This window comes from Flavobacterium sp. Leaf359 (assembly GCF_001423985.1).
GTDB classification, from domain to species: domain Bacteria; phylum Bacteroidota; class Bacteroidia; order Flavobacteriales; family Flavobacteriaceae; genus Flavobacterium; species Flavobacterium lindanitolerans.
Genome location: NZ_LMPW01000013.1, coordinates 313,426 through 330,527, shown reverse-complemented (window position 1 = coordinate 330,527; position 17,102 = coordinate 313,426). Strand labels below are relative to the sequence as shown.

Annotated in this window: 13 protein-coding genes; 7 read left to right on the top strand and 6 right to left on the bottom strand. The window is 38.9% G+C overall.

Annotated features, from left to right (window positions below; translation table 11 throughout):
* Nucleotides 1-2 precede the first annotated feature (2 nt).
* Genes mreC through rodA form a run of 4 tightly spaced genes read left to right on the top strand, consistent with a single transcriptional unit; the run spans nt 3 to nt 4,449 of the window.
* Nucleotides 3-833, top strand: a complete 831-nt coding sequence (gene mreC / locus ASG38_RS13940) for a rod shape-determining protein MreC (protein WP_056072236.1) — start codon at nt 3-5, stop codon at nt 831-833.
* On the top strand, nt 826-1,335 hold the full coding sequence (locus ASG38_RS13935; RefSeq protein WP_056072233.1) for a hypothetical protein: 510 nt from the start codon (nt 826-828) through the stop codon (nt 1,333-1,335). Before mreC ends, ASG38_RS13935 begins: the two co-directional genes overlap by 8 nt.
* Nucleotides 1,332-3,188 carry a penicillin-binding protein 2 gene (gene mrdA, locus ASG38_RS13930; RefSeq protein WP_056072230.1) on the top strand — a complete coding sequence of 619 codons (1,857 nt, stop codon included), beginning with the start codon at nt 1,332-1,334 and terminating at the stop codon, nt 3,186-3,188. The genes ASG38_RS13935 and mrdA overlap by 4 nt, the downstream gene beginning before the upstream one ends.
* A gap of 7 nt (nt 3,189-3,195) precedes the next feature.
* Nucleotides 3,196-4,449, top strand: a complete 1,254-nt coding sequence (gene rodA / locus ASG38_RS13925) for a rod shape-determining protein RodA (RefSeq protein WP_056072226.1) — start codon at nt 3,196-3,198, stop codon at nt 4,447-4,449.
* A gap of 2 nt (nt 4,450-4,451) precedes the next feature.
* Here the strand turns inward: rodA and ASG38_RS13920 are convergent, their stop codons facing one another.
* Entirely contained in the window at nt 4,452-5,288 is an 837-nt protein-coding gene (locus tag ASG38_RS13920) for a DNA/RNA non-specific endonuclease (RefSeq protein WP_056072223.1), read from the bottom strand.
* Between the two features lie 91 nt (nt 5,289-5,379).
* On the opposite strand from ASG38_RS13920, the gene ASG38_RS13915 reads away from it, so the two are divergent.
* On the top strand, nt 5,380-5,904 hold the full coding sequence (locus ASG38_RS13915) for a hypothetical protein (RefSeq protein WP_056072220.1): 525 nt from the start codon (nt 5,380-5,382) through the stop codon (nt 5,902-5,904).
* A gap of 31 nt (nt 5,905-5,935) precedes the next feature.
* Here ASG38_RS13915 and ASG38_RS13910 read toward each other — a convergent pair whose 3' ends face one another.
* The 5 genes from ASG38_RS13910 to ASG38_RS13890 all read right to left on the bottom strand — a co-directional run bounded on the left by ASG38_RS13910 (nt 5,936) and on the right by ASG38_RS13890 (nt 15,044).
* Nucleotides 5,936-7,981, bottom strand: coding sequence for an OmpA family protein (locus tag ASG38_RS13910; RefSeq protein WP_056072547.1), 2,046 nt, complete (start codon nt 7,979-7,981; stop codon nt 5,936-5,938).
* A gap of 10 nt (nt 7,982-7,991) precedes the next feature.
* Nucleotides 7,992-8,927 (bottom strand): type IX secretion system membrane protein PorP/SprF, encoded by a 936-nt coding sequence (locus tag ASG38_RS13905; RefSeq protein WP_056072217.1) that lies wholly within the window; start codon nt 8,925-8,927, stop codon nt 7,992-7,994.
* A gap of 15 nt (nt 8,928-8,942) precedes the next feature.
* The gene (locus ASG38_RS13900) at nt 8,943-11,582 is read right to left on the bottom strand and encodes a gliding motility-associated C-terminal domain-containing protein (protein WP_056072216.1); all 2,640 of its coding nucleotides are present in this window, start codon (nt 11,580-11,582) and stop codon (nt 8,943-8,945) included.
* Between the two features lie 94 nt (nt 11,583-11,676).
* Nucleotides 11,677-12,783: an ABC transporter permease gene (locus ASG38_RS13895; protein ID WP_056072213.1), complete on the bottom strand. Its 1,107-nt coding sequence runs from the start codon at nt 12,781-12,783 to the stop codon at nt 11,677-11,679.
* A gap of 20 nt (nt 12,784-12,803) precedes the next feature.
* Complete coding sequence (locus tag ASG38_RS13890; RefSeq protein ID WP_056072210.1) at nt 12,804-15,044, bottom strand: carboxy terminal-processing peptidase; 2,241 nt, start codon at nt 15,042-15,044, stop codon at nt 12,804-12,806.
* Nucleotides 15,045-15,304: 260 nt separating this feature from the next.
* On the opposite strand from ASG38_RS13890, the gene surE reads away from it, so the two are divergent.
* Both surE and lpxB read left to right on the top strand, forming a co-directional pair.
* Nucleotides 15,305-16,087, top strand: a complete 783-nt coding sequence (gene surE / locus ASG38_RS13885; protein WP_056072205.1) for a 5'/3'-nucleotidase SurE — start codon at nt 15,305-15,307, stop codon at nt 16,085-16,087.
* 26 nt (nt 16,088-16,113) lie between these two features.
* Nucleotides 16,114-17,102: lipid-A-disaccharide synthase (lpxB, locus tag ASG38_RS13880; RefSeq protein ID WP_235498597.1), on the top strand; the 989-nt coding region annotated here is incomplete at its 3' end.

Sequence of the window (17,102 nt, the reverse complement as noted above, 5' to 3'; positions counted from 1 at the left end):
TCATGCAGCAAATATTTAATTTTATACTTAAAAACAGCAACAGGTTGCTGTTTTTGCTGCTTTTGGGCATCTCGTTAGTGCTTACCATACAATCGCATTCCTATCATAGAAGCAAGGCCGTAACTTCTGCTAATTTTATCAGTGGTGGCGTCTATGAAAAAATCCATAGCGTCCAGGAATACCTGAATCTGAAAACACAGAACGAACAGCTTGCCAAAGAGAATGCTATCCTTAAAAAAATGCTTTTTAATGCTAAGGATTCCACCGGAATTGTAGTGAGAGACAGCTTGAAAGGATATGGAAAAATCAATATTGTACAAGCCAAGGTTATTAAAAACTCCTACAATGTAAAAGAAAACTATCTGACATTGGATGAAGGCAGCAAGGCGGGAATCAAACCGGATATGGGGGTTGTCAACAGCTTAGGAATCATTGGAATTGTGGAGCATACTTCAAAAAACTATGCTACGGTAATCAGTATTCTGAATGTTAAATCGGAAATCAATGCGCGTATTAAAAAATCGAACCATTTCGGAACATTGCGCTGGGATGGAAAAAGTACCGGTTTTGTACAGTTGATTGATGTGCCCCGACTGGCAAATGTTCGAAAAGGCGATACGATTGTAACCGGAAACGAATCTGTTACATTCCCTCCAAACATAAATATTGGCGTAATCGATAAGATTTATACTGACAAGGAAACGAATTATTTCACCCTGAACATACGTCTTTTCAATGACATGACAAATCTTGGGCATGTGTATGTTCTGGAAAACTATGAACGAAAAGAGATTGAAGAATTAGAGGCTAAAACGGAAGAAAAAAATGAATAGTACGCTATTATTAAATATCGCCCGCTTTATACTTTTGCTTGCCGCACAGGTATTGATTTTTAATGAAATTGATTTCTGGGGCTATGTGAATCCGTATCCTTATATCCTTTTCATCCTTCTTTATCCGGTAAACGGAAACAGGGCCGGTTTGTTACTGGCGAGTTTCTTCCTGGGCATTATTATGGATATGTTTTGCGATTCGGGAGGTGTTCATGCCACAGCCTGTGTTATTCTTGCCTACGTAAGGCCAACATTCTTCAGGTTTTCTTTTGGAGTGAGTTATGAGTACCAAACGGTGAAGATTAACGACAAGCTAACCCCGGAACGGTTTTCATTTCTTTTGATTTCGGTATTTACACACCACATCATATTATTCTTATTAGAAATTTTTAAACTGAGCTTTATACTCAACATTTTATTGCGAACCCTGTTCAGTTCAATTTTTACATTAATTCTCTGTATCGTTATTATTTATATATTTAAGCCTACTGCCAAAAGATGAGAAAACTTCTTCTTCCCTCTTTAATAATTGTAGCTGCAATTGTGATTGTGGCCAGGCTTTTTTATTTACAGATTATCGACGACTCTTTTATCAAAAAGTCTGACAACAACGCCATCAAGATAAAATACGATTATCCGGAACGCGGTTATATGTTTGACAGGAATGGTGTGCTTTTGGTTGCAAACCAACCTTCGTATGATGTCATGGTTATTCCAAAAGATGTCAAGGAGATTGATACTTTAGAGTTCTGCAAGCTTTTAAAGATTACAAAAGAAGAATTCATAACCAAAATGAACAAAGCGACTGTTTACAGTCCGAGGCTTCCTTCTGTATTCTTACCTCAGCTAAACAAAAAGGAATATGCCGGCTTTCAGGAAAAAATCAGAAAATATCAGGGATTTTACATACAGAAACGTTCGCTCAGGGATTATCAGGTCAATGCGGCTGCCAATGTTTTTGGTTATATCGCACAGGTAAACGATGCCATCATTAAAAAGAACCCATACTACAAAAGCGGGGACTTAATTGGAAAACAAGGCGTTGAAGAAGTCTATGAAGAATTTCTTCGTGGAACCAAAGGAGTAAAATACATCCAAAAAGACCGTTTTAACCGCGACATCGGTTCATATAAAGAAGGTATTTATGATACGATTGCCGTACAAGGTGAAGATGTTACGCTCACATTAGACATAGAGCTTCAAAAATACGGTGAATCACTAATGATAAACAAACGTGGTGGTATTGTTGCTTTAGAGCCAAAATCAGGAGAAATTCTGGCACTGGTTTCGGCTCCGTCTTATGACCCTGCCATTTTGGTGGGAAGAGACCGTTCCAAAAACTATTTAAAACTTAGCCAGGACACACTTGCCATGCCTTTGTTTGACAGGGGACTTTTAGCCGAGTATCCTCCAGGTTCTCCTTTTAAAATCATGACCGGATTGATTGGCTTGCAAGAAGAAGTTATCGATGAGAACATGACCTTTCATTGCAGCCATGGATTTTCCTACGGCCGTGGCGCCTTTATGAAATGCCACGATTCCGGCAATAATAATCTCCATACCGGAATAGCACATTCCTGCAATACCTATTTTGCCAATGTTTTCATGAGGACAATAAACAAATATCCAAAGCCTAGCTATGGAGTCGACGCCTGGAGCAATCACCTGAAAAGCTTTGGATTGGGAAATTTTATGGGTTATGACCTTCCTGCGGGAAGAAAAGGACATATTCCGGATTCCAGATATTATAAGCGATGGTATCCTAACGGAGGCTGGAGAAGCACGACTATTATTTCCAATTCTATTGGTCAGGGAGAAGTTTCTACCACCCCAATACAATTGGCCAATATGATGGCTGCCGTAGCTAATGAAGGTTATTACTACACTCCTCATATCATCAAAAAAATCAAGAATCATACGATTGATAAAAAATATACGACCAAGCATGTCACTACAGTAGACAAGCAGTATTTCAAACCTGTAATTGAGGGTCTTTTTGCCGTTTATAACGAAGGAACTGCACGTTCTCTTAAGGTAGAAGGTATTGACATTTGCGGTAAAACAGGTACGGCTGAGAACTTTACGAAAATCAATGGTGTGCGAACTCAGTTACAGGATCACTCCATTTTTGTTGCCTTTGCACCAAAAGACAATCCAAAAATTGCATTGGCCGTATTTATTGAAAATGGATATTGGGGAGCTCGTTGGGCAGGTCCTATTGCCAGTTTAATGATTGAAAAATATCTTAGAACAAAAATTACGCGTACCGACTTAGAGAAACGAATGCTGGAAGGAAGCCTCGAAAGTGAATATGCTAAAGTAACAAGTGGGAAGCCATTCAAAATAAATCAATAGATATTAAATGAAAAACCAAAGCGTAACAAGTAATATCGACTGGATTACTATACTCCTGTTTATCCTTCTGGTAATCATGGGATGGCTCAACATTTATTCTGCTTCGTTACCATTGGAGCAAACCTCTATTTTTGATATCAGCCAGATTTACGGAAAACAGATTCTGTTTATCTGCCTTACTGTTCCTTTGGTTTTGGTTGTCCTTACGGTAGATGCCAAAATCTATGAAAAATATGCTTTTGTCTTTTATATAGCCGGATTGATATCCTTACTGGGGCTTTTTGTTTTTGGAAAGACCATCAAAGGACAAACCAACTGGTACAGCATTGGCGGTTTTACTTTACAGCCTTCAGAATTTGTAAAGACCTCAACGGCGCTACTTCTGGCAAAATACCTGAGCGACGTACAGGTGAATCTGAAAAACTTTAACGACCAGTTAAAGGCCTTTGCCATTATGGGTGTTCCGTTATTGCTTATTTTGGTGCATGACACGGGAACGGCTATGATTTTTGTTGCCCTGGTTTTTGTACTGTATCGTGAAGGATTGCCTGCGTGGTATTTATGGACCGGATTTCTTGCCGTACTCTTGTTTTTTATGTCGTTGCTTATTGAGCCACACTTTGTTTTGCTTATAGCTTTGGTTGTTATACTGATTCAGTTTTTGCTTTCTAAAAGAATCAACAGAAATCCATTAGCGTCCGCCATTATTTTTGTGCTGATTGCCGGCTTTACCTATTCGGTAGACTTTGTATACGACAACGTATTGGAAGCGCACCAGAAAGACAGAATCAATGTACTTTTTGGACAAAATGTCGATTTAAAGAATGAAGGATATAACCTCAACCAGTCCATGATTGCCATTGGTTCCGGAGGATGGTTTGGAAAAGGATTTCTGGAAGGCACACAGACCAAAGGAGGCTTTGTTCCGGAGCAGCACACTGATTATATTTTTACAACTGTTGGAGAAGAATGGGGGTTTGTAGGTGCTGTTATTGTAATAGCGCTATTCGTTGCCCTTTTCTTACGTATTATTTATCTGGCTGAAAACCAAAAAACCAAATTCAGCCGGGTTTATGGTTATTGTGTGGCTACCTTCCTGTTTGCGCACTTCTTTGTAAATATTACGATGCTCATCAGGTTATTCCCAACAATTGGAGTACCATTACCTTTCTTCTCGTATGGAGGTTCGAGCCTTTTTGCTTTCAGTATCCTCTTATTTATTTTCATTAAGATGGACGCGAACAAAGTTAATGAGTGGTAATTTTAGAAACTCCAGGCTTTATAATCACTGCTTTTTTCTAATTTGTTCTCTATAGCATCAGGCAATACGGGAAAGAAATCAATTCCGGTCATACGCTCAATTTCATCAACAGGAACTACAAATTCATATAATGGTTTCTGGCTGTTTTCATGCGGCACTAAAAAACCAATCATTCTATATTGTCCTTTGTCAACATCCAATAAAACTTTATAGAAATATTTTGGCACCGCTACTTCTTCATGCCCTATTGTTTTGAGTCCGTCAGACAGTACACCACCGGTCACTACATAAATGCCATCGTACTTATCAGCCCAGTAACGTATTTTCTGTTCCAGCCTGTTCCAAACACCGGAGTTAAAATCTTTCTTTTGGGGCGAAATATTTGAGGTATAAAACGTATCATCAAATGCCTGTTTTGAAAATTTCATATCGCCTGCCGGACACAAATGTCCTTTATCATAGCCGGAATTCTTATAGTTTTTCCAATCTGCCGAACCTGTCTTCACCAAAGGGTCCTGAATAAAAAAAGGTCTTTTGAAATCAGAACTTCTTCCGCCAGAGGCTTTGGCTTCGTAGAACACCCATTCTGCCTGTTCATACTTTTCATGATAGGATAATGTAAAATTTTGGTGCATGACCAACTGATTCGTAGTAGAAGTAGGCAGATACTTGTCTTTTACAATTCGGGTTTCTAACCCCGCAGTATCTTTTTTTGTTTCAGTAGATGAAATTTCAGCAGGAAGCTTATTACTGCTTACTTCTTTTTTATTTGTTTTTAAAAAATAAGCAATTGCAACAATTACTGATAATAATGCATATAAAACGGTTTTTTTATTCATTCGTCGATATCTGTGTTATATTTTTATTTTTCGGAATGGTATTTGTTATATTTACCAGCAAACGAAATCGCTAACTAAAATACGACTATTTATGAAAGCCAAAATTATTTTAACTTCTATTTTATGTACTGCACTTCAAACAGTATCAGCCCAGGAAAAACAGGAAACACCGCTGGTGGCAAAAGATTCAGTAGCCGTCATGGCCTCTGCACAGACAGCATTACTGACACAGACACAGCTTGAAGAAAAGGCAAAAGCCGATGCAAAAACATTAAAAGAAGCAGAGAAAAAAGCGAAAGAATTTGAAAAAGAACAGCGTAAGTTAGAAAAGGCTCAAAAAGAAATGGAACGCGAAAAGAAAGATTTTGAAAAAAGACAGAAAAAAATACTTTCGGCAGAAAAAAGCGTTCTAAAAGCCAAGACAAAGCTTGCTGATGAAAAAAAATCTTTAGAAAAAAACAGAAGCAAATTGGATAAAAAGAAAGCCAAGGGCAAACTTACTCCTATTGAAGTTCAGGAAGAAGAAATCAAAATCAGCAAACAGGAAGTCAAAATCAAAGAACTGGAGCTAAAAGTACAAAACGAAGAAAGCAGCCTTATCAAAGTAAGGTCTTAAAAACAAAAAACCGCCAATATAGGCGGTTTTTTTATATTCCTTTGATAACAAATTCACTACGACGGTTTAATTCGTGCTGTTCTTCTGTGCAGGACTCTTCGGGTACACATTTTACAATTTGCACCGTTTCACCATAACCGCGCGAAAAGATTCGGCTGTTCGGTATGCCCTGTTCTATAAAATATTCTCTTGTTGAAGCAGCACGCTTTTCGGATAAATCAAGATTGTACTTGTTATTGCCCCGTACATCCGTATGCGAACCAATTTCGACAACCATATCCGGATATTTTTTCATCAGGGCGATTACCTTGTTTAATATCGGTTTGGATTCTTTTCGGATATACCACAAATCATAATCAAAATAAATGGGTTCTGTCTTAATCAGCAGCCTGTCTTTATCCCTGACCACATCTTTTTCATCAGCCAGAAGTTTTTCAATGCGTTTCTTTTTATCGGCTTCTGCCAACTCCTTTTCTTTTTGCTTTGCAGCCTCTTCCTCTTTTTTCTTTTGCTGTAATGCAGTTTCCTGTTCCTGCTTAATGGTTTCCAACGACTTCAAGGCCATTGAAGCATCATTATTTTTATTCCGTTCTTTTGATAATTTCAAACTTCTTGAATTATCCGTATATTTTTCTTTTGATGCCAAAACCGTGCAAGCAGACGCACAGGCTGCGTCAAAAAGAAACTTCCCATCCGCAGCCGTAATTTTTCTTTGGACTTCTACTTTTTCTGAGTTTTGCAAAACAACCAAAGCTCCTTCTAAAGGTAGTTTTGTAATTTCATCGGTAATAACACCCGAAATCAATTGCTTACAATCTTCAATAACCAAAGGTTTGGTTTCGTTAATCTGATAAATATCATCATTGCCTTTCCCTCCAATACGATTGGAAGAAAAGTATCCTTCTTTTGTATCTGAATCGATGGTAAAAGCAAAATCATCATATTCTGAATTGACCGGAAATCCAATGTTTACCGGTTTTGAAAATTCTCCATTATCACTATTGGAAACAAATACGTCCAACGAGCCAAATCCAAGATGCCCATCCGATGAAAAATAGAGCTTCCCATCTTTTGAAATAAAAGGGAACTGCTCTTTGTGTATGGTGTTTATATTAGTACCCAAATTCACAGGTGTACTGAATTTACCTTCATTAACCGCTACATAATAAATATCAAAAGAGCCTATACTTCCTGGCATATCCGAAGCAAAGTAAAGCGTCTGTTCGTCAGGACTCAAAGCCGGGTGTTCTGTAGAATAATCATCGCTGTTAAACGGCAATGATTTTATATTTTTCCACTCACCATCTTCAAATTCAGCGCTGAAAATCTGCAAATGAGAAACCTTTTTGTTATCCTTCCCCTTTTTTCCGTTATTAAAATTGTTTCTGGTAAAATACATTTTCTTTCCATCTTTGGTAAAGACCGCATTGGATTCGTGCATTTTAGTATTTATCGAATTGGAAAAGTCTTTTGCTATCGGATCGCCTTTTTTGACATTCTCAATTGGAATTACATACAGGTCCAGATAGTTCTCATTATTCCATTTATAAACTTTGCTTTTTCCAGGTGAAGCATAAATCAGGTCCGAACCTTTTCTTACCGCTCCAAAGTCTGAATTTTTAGTATTGATTTCCAGATTCCTGATTTCAAAACGGTTTCCCAATGCGGCAATATTTTCTAAAACGGCAAGCTGTTTATCGAACGCTGCCACCTCATCTGTCTTTGCATAATATTCTATCCTGCCTCTTGCCAAAGCATTGGCTTCCTCCTGCTTTCCAACTGCCTTTAATGAATGCATGTACCTGAAATAATAATCTTCACCAAAATCAGCACTATAATTTTTAAGAAGGAAGCGATACCATCTTTCAGCATTTTTAAGGTCATTCGTATAATAATAGGCATTGGCCAGATTATTTACGACTTCAAAACTATGATTATCCTTAATAATGTTTTCATATAACGGAATGGCTTCGCTATAGAAAGTCCGTTCAAAATAAGCATTTGCTTTTTTTAAATCCTGTGCATTCCCATTATGAAAATTAAGAATGACAATCAGCACATATAGTATCTTTTTCATGATTCTCATTTTAAAAAAATCTTGGAGATTTGTCATATCCTTTTTTCATAAAATTCAGGTCAAATAACAGAAACACTTCATGGGTTCCTGAATTGAATTGCCCTAAATTAGTTGTGGTGTAATCATAGGCATATCCAATTCTTAAATCGGGCGTAACTTTTATATTCACTAAACCACAGATAGCATCATCGAGTCTGTAGGAAGCGCCAAGCTCAAATTTATCATACAGCAAAACATTTGCAGAAACATCAACTACGCCCGGAGCGCCTTTCACTGCTTTGGCCATAAATGATGGTTTTAGTTTCAGGTCCTGGTTAATCTGAAAGACATAACCCCCGGTAAAAAAAACATGGACATTTTCAGAACCAAAACGGTTGATTCCCTGCCGCTCTTCCAGATGTTTCGTATTCAGAAGATTGGGAGCAGACAAACCTATATAATAGTTATCCGTGAAATAGAACGCTCCGGCTCCAAGGTTTGGGAAAACGCTGTTGATATTCTGGGCAAAAGCAGGGTCTGTTCCATTCGTACCGCTTTCCAACACAAAACCATTAAAGTTGGTTTCAAAAATAGTCACTCCTGCTTTCAGTCCTAAAGAAAGCCTGTGGTTACTATTCAATTGTAATACATAAGCGAAATCGCCAAATATGTTATTTTCTTTCTTGGCACCGTCTCCAATATCATCCGAAATAAAAGAAAGACCGAGTTCAACATTTTTGCTTGCCGGCATGTGCCCAAAAAAGGTAAATGTCTTTGGCGCTCCAACTGCACCAACCCATTGCGTACGGTATAATCCGCCCAAATTAAGCACTTCAGGCGTAGCGGTTGCATAGGCCGGATTCACTACACTTAAATTATACATGTAATGCGTATACTGCGGGTCCTGCTGTGCCGTCGCCCTATTTAAAAAGCCTGTAAAAAGTATAAGGAGTAGTATTTTTTTCATCTGGTTCCGTTTAAATTACCGATTCAAGTAAAGCCTTCCCTGCTTCGCAGGCTTGTTGCCTTTGTTGAAATTAACGATGTAGAAGTAAACTCCATTTGGGGCTACTCCATCAATTACAGTCGACTGATTACTTCTTCCGTCCCAATCGGGCGTATTGCGGTTTCCTTTATACATCACATTTCCGTAGCGATTGTATATTTCAAGCGTAAAATCAGGAAATAAAAACTCTATGTTGGGAATATTAAACGTGTCATTGATACCGTCTCCATTAGGCGAAAATCCATCCGGAATCATCAATTCATATTCATCCTCGCCACAATGAGATAAAGAAACCGTTACCGCCAATGCATTTTCTGAAATACAGCCTGTAGTCGCAGAAGAATCAAACCCATAATAGGTCATTCCATCTTGTAAAACCTGCGAATCAGGCAATTGATTTCCATTGTGTAAGGCATCAAACCAGACTATGGTTCCGGTTCCGTTTACATTGGCCGAAAGATTGGCCAGCGTTGGTGCAGGTGAATCCAAACCACAAAAATTCTGTCCGCCGGTTTCTAAAACAGGTGGCGGTAAATCTGTTATTATTACTGCTACAATTGCTTTTTGCGATACGCAGCCAAAAGGAGAAACTGTGGCAACATAATAATTTCCAGACGTCAATACCGTATCACTGCTTAATGGCGAGCCACTCTCGCTGGCATACCAAATGTAAGATGTGCCATTTGGAACCAGGTCAGCTACCGTAGCATTTTCGCTTTGGCAAAACTCCATATTATTTACAACCGGAGTTTCAGGGAGCCTATAAATCGTAAAGCTGTCGGTTATGGAAAGATTTCCTGCTCCGCAAGAAGTTTCATTATTGACGATTTCCGAAATCGTAAAAGTTGTTGTTCCGGTATTCAAAAGTTGGTTTGCCGGTATGGTAAACACCGCCGTTCCATTTACCGCTGCTATGGTTACAATTCCGGAAGCCGTATTTGCTCCGGTCAAAGAATAAGTAATCTGGATACTTGTCAGCATCCCAAATCCTGAAAAATTTGCTATGACGGGTTGGTTTTCACAAACATCGTTAATCGTTACCCTTACATTTGAAACGTCAGGTTTTGGCAATATCATAAAAGATTGGGATAATGAGGCCGTGTTTTCACAGAGTGTCTGCAAATTAATGATATGGGTAATAACAATCGTCATATTGCCCGGATTACTGAGCAGACTGGACGGCAAAATAAAAGTCCCTACGCCACCTACAACTGTCATGACCACCTGTTGTGCCGATGCGGTATTGCTTCCGCCCAAATCGTATGTAATCCTGTAATCGCCGTCGGCCAGATTTATATTTCCGGACAGCCTTACCTCAACATCAGATTCCTGGCAGGCATTTTCAATGGTCAATGTTCCGGCATTAATCTTTGGCAATGGATATACGTTCAGAATATCGGAAATATCGCCAATGATATGGTCACAGGCATTATATCCGGTAGTTTCGTGAATGTTGACAATGCTTACGGTATAGGCTCCAACAAAAGGAAAAGAAATAGCAGGTATAGGAAAAGTCACCACTCCATTTTCAAACCGGACCAATATAGTGTTACCGGAGGAAATGGGACCCGTAATCTGATATTGCAAATTGTAGTTTCCGTTTGGGATATTTTCAAAACCCTGCGTGAGCGTTGCAACAAAAGTGGCCCTACCAATTTCATCTTCACAGATATCAGAAGCTATCACCAACGTAGAGCCAGTGAAATCCAATTGTTCTTCGATAATTATTTTGATTGTTGAAGATTTGGGGTTACATACCGGATGTGAGGGCTGTACTGTGTAAGTAAATCCGTATTCTCCGGGACCAAAAGTATTGTATATGTTCTGGACATTAATAAAAGTATCTTCCGGTCCGGACAACTCTGAAGTACGGCCTTCTGACCATTTACCTCCGGGATCCTGCCCAAAAATATAATCCAGCAGATTGAGGTTGGTATATATAGACATATCGTCGGAATCACATAAAATCAGGTCTGATGTTACTCCCGGTTCCGGAGCCGGGTGTACGGTCACATCAACAGTAGCAGAAACAGATGGGCATGATCCAATAGCCGGCATTGTGTAGGTAAATGAAAAAGTTCCCAAACCTGATACTGTAGCATCCAGAAAGTTTCCTCTTAATGCCCCACTTCCGCTGTCATCTCTCCAATAACCGTTCTGTTGCGGATTTGGGAAATTCCCTAAAAACTGGAAAAGATTGACACTGTTATTATCATCACAGGCAGAAGCATTTGGATTGCTAATTCCTGCGTAACCGCCTATAGTAACTGTAACCGTAGCTACATTATCAGCGCAGGAGGCATCATTTACGGTGTATACAAAAACATAGGTATCGCTTTCGTTAATGCTCCAAACATTGAGAATTCCTGTTGAAATGTTGAGTCCGCCGGATTGCTGAAGGTCTGTCCAGCTTCCTCCGGGCGTGGGTGTCCCGCCAAGCAGATTGAAAAGATTGATGTTTTGATTGGCCGGATCCGGAATATTACATATTGTGATGGATGCATCTTCACCAGCACATTGGGCTTTGGTCAGGTTACAGGATAAGAGAAAAAACGTAAAAAGGAGTAACTGAAAAAATCCAGCCTTTAGGGGGAGGCAAGTAATTTTTAAGTACATAGCGTTAAGTTTAGTTATAGTAAAAATATACTATTTTTTTTCACTAAGACCTAATAACATGAAAAAACCGATGAACGGTAAGCCTCTAATTCTCTTAATTCCTGACATCCAATGCATCCCGCAATGCATTACCCATCATCATAAAGGCCAGGGTCAGCAACATTATAGCTGTTCCCGGAACCATTGCAAGGTAAGGCTTGTCGAGAATGATATCGCCATAATAATCCTTTATCATGCCTCCCCAACTAGGAACCGGAGGCTGAGCCCCAAGACCCAAAAAGCTAAGTCCGCTTTCGACCAGGATTGCCGAAGCAAAGTTTGCCGCAGAAATAACAATAACCGGAGCCATAATATTAGGAAGTATGTGGTGGATTATTATTCTCCAATTGGTATATCCCAAGGCTTTGGCCGCCGTAACATATTGCATTTCCTTTACAGAAATAATCTGCCCGCGAACGACTCTGGCTACTTCAACCCACATTGTAAGTCCAACTGCTACAAAAACCTGCCAGAATCCTTTTCCAAGACTTAATGTAATTGCAATAACCAGCAATAAGGTAGGAATCGACCATATTATATTGACGAGCCACATCACAAACGCATCTACTTTCCCTCCATAATAACCTCCCAATGCGCCAAAAAAGAGTCCTACAACAAGAGAAATAAAAACGGCCACGAAACCAATTGCAATCGAAACCCGTGAACCTACCAGCATTCGGCTTAAATAATCTCTTCCGGCTTTATCGGTTCCCAAATAAAACTTTTGATTTTTTATGTGGTCTTTTGCAGCCTCTTCTAGGCTGTTATATCCCGGGAAATCTTTGAGGGTGGTTTCTTTTTGGATAATGACTTTCGGGTCATCATTATATAACGTATAAACGATTTTGTCTTTTTCAATTTTAAAATCCGAAATCGGTTCTTTTGAGAATTGCTGTTCGTGTCCCAAAAAGAAATCCCAAAATCCGGATTCTGCCTGTTCTTTTAAGGGAATGGAAAGAATTTTTACTTCAAATCCCGGTTTTTTGGAACGAATAGTCAGGTCGCCCCAATTGGCATTTTCTGAATTATCCGGTGCCAAAACATAGGCAAAAATCGAAAGCAGCATGAGCAATAGTATAAACCCAAAACTGAAAACGCCCCAGAAATTCTTTTTGAATTTCCGGAGCGCTATTCCTGTTAATGATTGTGTGGATTTATTCATTCAAATGCCTTTAAGCCAATTTATGACTTCACTAACTTATCTTTCTTTTTAACGTTTACAGTTCCTTTAATAGATGCATTTGGCTGTAAATCATCTAAAACATTTAAAGCTTCTTCTACATAAACATCTTTTGAAAGGCTTTCATGCCAACGATCTCTTTTTTCTTTTAAAAGATTATCGTTCTTTACCATTTCATTTTCGTATGGCAATGAGGTAAATTTCAAGTTGTTTTTATAGTTGGAAATAGCTTTGTATTTTTTTGCCTTTTCTTCAAGCTGAGCCTGTTCCTGTTTGAATTTATCAATATTCAGGCTAAATTCTTTTTCATCCTGTCTTTGTTTAAGCCATTTGGCATTTTCTTCAATCAGTTTGAACTGTTCGCTTTTCTCCATTCTTCTCTTGCTGTTTTCAACGGCAAGGTCAAAATTAGGCTGCTTGTCCCAAACTTTATAATCGGCTGCATCAATTTTATCCCATGGCATGGCATTGTCAATATCGCGTTCGCCCATCTTGATATACGAATATCTGTCTGGCAAGGCTACATCACTGGAAACTCCATTCAACTGTGTCGAACCACCGTTAATTCTATAGAATTTCTGGGTTGTTGTTTTCAATGCTCCAAGGTCTCCCATAGAATTGCTTCTCAAAAACTGGTTCAGGTCAATTACATTCTGTACGGTTCCTTTTCCATAAGTCTGTGTACTTCCAATAATTACACCTCGCTTATAATCCTGAATGGCTGCCGCCAAAATCTCTGATGCCGATGCTGAAAAGCTGTTCACCATAACTACCAATGGTCCGTCCCATTGTACTCTTGAATCCTTATCATACAGGATTTCTTTCTTTTTCCCAGCTGATTTAATCTGAACAATAGGTCCTTTTTCAATAAACAACCCTGCAATATCTACAACGGTTTTCAAAGAACCTCCTCCGTTATCACGAACGTCCATAACAATTCCATCAACTCCGGCCTGTTTTAATCTTTCAACTTCAAGGGCAATATCTTTTCCGGCATCACGGCTGTCTGCGTTTTCAAAATCAATATAAAATTTAGGCAGGTAAATGATACCGTACTTTTTACCGTTCTTTTCAACAACACTTGATTTTGCGTAGGTTTCCTCGATTTCTACCTCATCACGAATAATCGAGATTATTTTGATGGTACCATCTGTTTTTTTAACGGTAAGTCTTACCTCTGTTCCTTTTGGTCCTTTGATTTTCTTAACCACATCGTCAATTCTCATACCTACCACATCAACCGGTTCTTTATCACCTTGAGCTACTTTCAGAACCACATCACCAGGCTCTAATTGTTTTCCTCTCCATGCCGGTCCTCCGGAAATCAATTCTGTGATTTCGGTAAAATCATTCTTCTTTTGCAGACGTGCTCCAATTCCTTCTAATTTACCGCTCATGCTCACATCAAAACGCTCTTTGTCGTCTGGAGCAAAATAAGAAGTATGCGGGTCAAATCGGGTTGCTATCGAATTGATGTATACCGAAAACCAATCATCTCTGTCCAGATCCTTAATAAATCCGAAATATTCATTTAAGGATTTCAACTGACTTTCTCTGGTTTCTTTTTCAAGAACATCAAAAGGTTTTTTCTCAATTTCCTTTTTCTCTTTTTTCTGTTCTTCTTCCTTTTTAGCTTTTTCTGTAGTTGTCAAATCCGAAAAATCATCATTATCGGCTACATTTTTACCTTCCTGAATTTCCAGTTTATTCGTAAGCGAAGCCAAAGTTGAAAGCTTGATTTGCTTATACCATCTGTCTCTTAACTCATCCGAATTTTTAGCATATGAGTGCTCTGCATAATCAGTATTGAAGGTCTCGTCTTTTTTGTAATCAAAAGGTTTTGCCAAAATATCTTTGTAATATTTTTTGCTCTCTTCAATTCTTTGAAGCAAACGGTTGTATGTCAAATCAAAAAACGTAAGGTCTCTGGCCAAAATCTGGTCATCAAGCTTAGTTTCATATTTTGAAAACTCATCAATATCCGACTGAAGGAAAAATCTTTTGGAAGGATCTATCGCCTCCAAATAGTCTTTGTATACTCCTTTTGAAAAGGTATCATCAATTTTTGCCGGGTCATAGTGTCCGCGCTCAATGACAAATGTCAAAAGCTCAATAAGCAATCTATCTTTCTCGGGATCATTTTTTACTTCTCTTGGAACGAAACTCCATAAGGCTGCAGAAAGTGCAACTACAACCAGTACTATCTTATAATTTCTTTTCATAAACTCCATTATAGCATTCATCAAATTTTGTTCTAAATTACTGAAAAAATTATGCCACGGTTTCTTAAACCGCATAATTTTTTGTTAAAGATGATTTTGATTGAGAGATAAGGTTAAATCATTGCAGGTAATGACATTTTTATAAGATTCAAAGTTATACAATTTTGTAACATTGAAAAACTTTAAAAAAAGTTATTTTTGTAATCTGTGTTATCGTTTTTAAGGCAAAATTCCACAGGAAGACAAATACATTCCATCCCGTTTAGAGACAAAAATTATTCATGAAAAAGAAACCTTTGATTTTAGTTACCAATGACGACGGGATTTCGGCTCCCGGAATCCGCGCTCTGATTAGCGTAATGAAAGAAATTGGCGAAGTTGTTGTCGTAGCACCAGACAGTCCACAGTCAGGAACCGGCCACGCCATTACCATTAACAGCACCTTATACCTTAACAAGATTAGCCCCGGAGATGTAACTCCGGTTGAATACTCCTGCTCCGGAACTCCGGTTGATTGTGTAAAATTTGCCGTAAATGAAGTATTGGGAAGAAAGCCCGACCTTTGCGTTTCAGGAATTAATCACGGCTCGAATTCTTCCATAAACGTAATTTACTCCGGAACCATGAGTGCCGCTGTTGAAGCAGGGATTGAAGGGATTCCTGCCATTGGATTTTCTTTATTGGATTATGACTGGAATGCCGATTTCGAACCGGTTAAAAAATTCGTCAAAAAAATTGCAATGGAAGTTTTGGAAAATGGGCTTCCGGAAGGCGTAATCCTGAATGTCAATTTCCCGAAATTATCTGAAAAAGACATTAAAGGCATCAAAGTATGCCGACAGGCCAAGGCTATGTGGTCTGAGAAATTCGACAAAAGGACATCGCCAATAGGACGTGATTATTACTGGCTAACCGGAAAGTTTGTCAATCAGGACAATGGCGAAGATACTGATGAATGGGCCCTGAAACATGGCTATATATCTTTGGTTCCGGTTCAGTTTGACCTGACAGCCCATCATGCCATACAGAACCTGAACAGCTGGAAACTAAATGACAATAGTTGATTATATCAATTAATTCGCTCACAAATATGAAGTACTATATTATTGCCGGAGAAGCTTCAGGCGACCTGCACGGTTCCAACCTGATGAAAGCCATTTTCAAAAAAGACCCTCAAGCCGAAATACGGTTTTGGGGCGGCGACCTGATGCAGGAAGCCGGCGGCACTTTAGTAAAACATTACCGCGATTTGGCTTTCATGGGATTTGCAGAAGTAGTCATGAACCTCAAAACCATCCTTAATAACATCAAATTCTGTAAGGCCGATATACAGGAATTCAAACCTGACGCCATCATTTTTATTGATTATCCGGGATTCAACATGAGGATAGCCAAATGGGCAAAAGAAATAGGAATACCAACCCATTATTATATTTCCCCACAGATTTGGGCCTGGAAAGAAAACCGCATCAAAGCCATCAAACGCGATGTCGATTTTATGTATGTGATTCTTCCGTTTGAAAAAGATTTCTACGAAAAGAAACACCATTTCCCTGTAGAATTTGTTGGCCATCCCCTAATTGACGCCATTCACAACAGAGAACATATCGATGAAGATTCCTTTAGAAAAGAATTTGATCTGGATGACAAGCCTGTCATTGCACTGCTTCCTGGTAGCCGAAAACAGGAGATTTCAAAAATGCTTTCCGAAATGCTTGCTATTGTAAAAGATTTTCCGGCCTATCAATTTGTGATTGCCGGCGCTCCGAGCCAGGAGTATGACTTTTACAAACAATTCTTAAAAGACCAGAACGTACATTTTATCTCCAACCGAACCTATGATTTGCTGAGCATAGCATCTGCAGCTTTAGTTACTTCCGGGACGGCCACATTAGAAACGGCATTATTTAAGGTTCCGGAGGTTGTCTGTTACAAAGGAAACTGGATTTCCTATCAGATTGCCAAGCGAATTATCACCTTAAAATACATTTCGCTGGTGAATCTTATTATGGATAAAGAAGTCGTAACCGAATTAATACAGGGGGAATGCAATCCGAAAAGAATCAGGAAAGAACTGCA

Excerpts from the sequence above, each read along its gene's own strand:
- mreC (WP_056072236.1), top strand. The coding sequence starts at position 3 with ATGCAGCAAATATTTAATTTTATACTTAAAAACAGCAACAGGTTGCTG.
- ASG38_RS13935 (WP_056072233.1), top strand. The coding sequence starts at position 826 with ATGAATAGTACGCTATTATTAAATATCGCCCGCTTTATACTTTTGCTT.
- mrdA (WP_056072230.1), top strand. The coding sequence starts at position 1,332 with ATGAGAAAACTTCTTCTTCCCTCTTTAATAATTGTAGCTGCAATTGTG.
- rodA (WP_056072226.1), top strand. The coding sequence starts at position 3,196 with ATGAAAAACCAAAGCGTAACAAGTAATATCGACTGGATTACTATACTC.
- ASG38_RS13920 (WP_056072223.1), bottom strand. The coding sequence starts at position 5,288 with ATGAATAAAAAAACCGTTTTATATGCATTATTATCAGTAATTGTTGCA.
- ASG38_RS13915 (WP_056072220.1), top strand. The coding sequence starts at position 5,380 with ATGAAAGCCAAAATTATTTTAACTTCTATTTTATGTACTGCACTTCAA.
- ASG38_RS13910 (WP_056072547.1), bottom strand. The coding sequence starts at position 7,981 with ATGAAAAAGATACTATATGTGCTGATTGTCATTCTTAATTTTCATAAT.
- ASG38_RS13905 (WP_056072217.1), bottom strand. The coding sequence starts at position 8,927 with ATGAAAAAAATACTACTCCTTATACTTTTTACAGGCTTTTTAAATAGG.
- ASG38_RS13900 (WP_056072216.1), bottom strand. The coding sequence starts at position 11,582 with ATGTACTTAAAAATTACTTGCCTCCCCCTAAAGGCTGGATTTTTTCAG.
- ASG38_RS13895 (WP_056072213.1), bottom strand. The coding sequence starts at position 12,783 with ATGAATAAATCCACACAATCATTAACAGGAATAGCGCTCCGGAAATTC.
- ASG38_RS13890 (WP_056072210.1), bottom strand. The coding sequence starts at position 15,044 with ATGAATGCTATAATGGAGTTTATGAAAAGAAATTATAAGATAGTACTG.
- surE (WP_056072205.1), top strand. The coding sequence starts at position 15,305 with ATGAAAAAGAAACCTTTGATTTTAGTTACCAATGACGACGGGATTTCG.